The 1555-nt window shown below is 75.8% G+C and carries 2 protein-coding genes and 1 pseudogene; all 3 read right to left on the bottom strand.

Translation table 11 applies throughout. The annotated features are described in order from the left end of the window. On the bottom strand, nt 1–816 hold an 816-nt coding region (locus tag ACVNF4_RS35825), incomplete at its 3' end, for an AMP-binding protein (RefSeq protein WP_461807007.1). Between the two features lie 14 nt (nt 817–830). Next, nucleotides 831–1355 (bottom strand): flavin reductase family protein, encoded by a 525-nt coding sequence (locus tag ACVNF4_RS35820; RefSeq protein ID WP_461807006.1) that lies wholly within the window; start codon nt 1353–1355, stop codon nt 831–833. Then, nucleotides 1352–1555: pseudogene (locus ACVNF4_RS35815) on the bottom strand (hypothetical protein); the annotation flags it as partial. The pseudogene ACVNF4_RS35815 and the gene ACVNF4_RS35820, both read right to left, overlap by 4 nt.

Genomic DNA, 1555 nt, shown 5'->3' with positions numbered 1-1555 from the left:
CGCGCGCCGCCCGGACGGGGGGCAGGCGTCGAGGTGGCGGGCGTACTCGCCCGGGGTGAGCACCGCGACGCTGTCCTCGCCGCCCACGAGCGGCCACCGGGGGTCCGGGCTCCACGGCGCGGTGTGCAGCATCGCGCCGCAGCTGAACGCCCACCACATGGCGGCCAGGGCGGGGCGCGACAGGGGTTCCTGATCGATGGTCACGGTGGCGCCCGGCGCTCCGGCCCGACGGCTGCGGTCCGCGGCGGAGCGCAGCCAGGAACGGTGGTCGACCAGCCGGGCCCGCCCGCCGTGGCCGAGCAGCAGGTGGGCGCCGCCCTCCGGCGAGGAGCGGGGCAGGGCCTGCTCCACCGGGACCGAGGCGATCTTCCGCCAGGTCGCCGGGTCGTCCAGGGCCAGCGACGGAACGCCGCGCACGGCGCTGTCGTAGGTGGAGCGGCTGCACAGGACGGCGCGTGCTCCCGTGTCGCGCACGGCGGCGGCCGTGCCGCCGGGTCCGCTCGGGGCGGGGACGCACACTCCCCCGGCCTTGAGCACGGCGAGCTGGGCGACGAGCGCCTGGCGGTGGTTCTCGCAGTGGACGACCAGCGGGTCCCCGAGCTGGACGCCGCCCAGGACCAGGGCGGAGGCCAGGCGGACGGCCTGGCGTTCGGCCTGGGCGTAGGTGAGCCGGTGCCAGCCGTCCTGGATCGCGACCCGGCTCGGATGCCGGTGGGCGGTGTGCGTGAAGACCTGGTCGAGGGTGAGGGCGGCCGGTGGCCGCTCGTCCTCGGGCGGGAGGGTACGGCCCTGCCGCCCGCGCTGCTGTGTGGTCACGGGTTCCCTCCGGCTCAGGAGATGAAGTCGTAGGACAGGTGGTCCTCGGTGTCGGGCCAGCTGACGAAGCGGCGCAGCCCGTACAGCAGGGGGTGCTGCTCCTGCGCCATGCGGGTGACGCGGCTGACCCGGCCCATGATCACGACGTGGTCGCCGACGGCCTGGTCGTCGGTGACGACGCAGTCGGCGACGGTGTGGGCGGCGTCCACGAGATGCGGGCCCCCGGCGTCGTCGTCGGTGAACCAGGGCACCCGGTCGAAGCGGTCCGGCGCTCCGGAGGCGAAGAGTTCGGCGGTGGGCCGCGCCCCTCGGTGCAGCAGGTTCACCGCGAACCGCCGGCTGTCCTGGACGGCGTCCAGGGTCGGACTGCCCCGGCGCATGCACACCAGCAGGACGGGGGGTTCCAGCGACACGCTGCACAGCGAGGTGAGGGTCATGCCCCAGGGCAGGCCGTCCGCGCCGGTGGTGGTCACGACGGTCACGCCGGTGGGGAAACCGGCCATCAGGGTGCGGAAGTCCGCAGGGTTGCCATGGGTCACGACGCTCCTTCCCGGCCGGCCGCGCTGCCGGACGACGACAGGGTGCCGAGCGCCTCCCGGACCTCGGCCACCAACGCCTCGGTGAACGCCGGGAAGGCGTCGCCGAGGAAGTGGAAGTGGCCGCCCGGGAAGAGCCGGCGCCGGAAGACGCCGCCGGTCTCGGGGGCCCAGGCCGCCGCGCCGGGAGCGGGGGCCAGCGC

The organism is Streptomyces sp. S6 (genome assembly GCF_054880855.1).
This window is presented reverse-complemented; position numbering and strand designations above follow the sequence as displayed.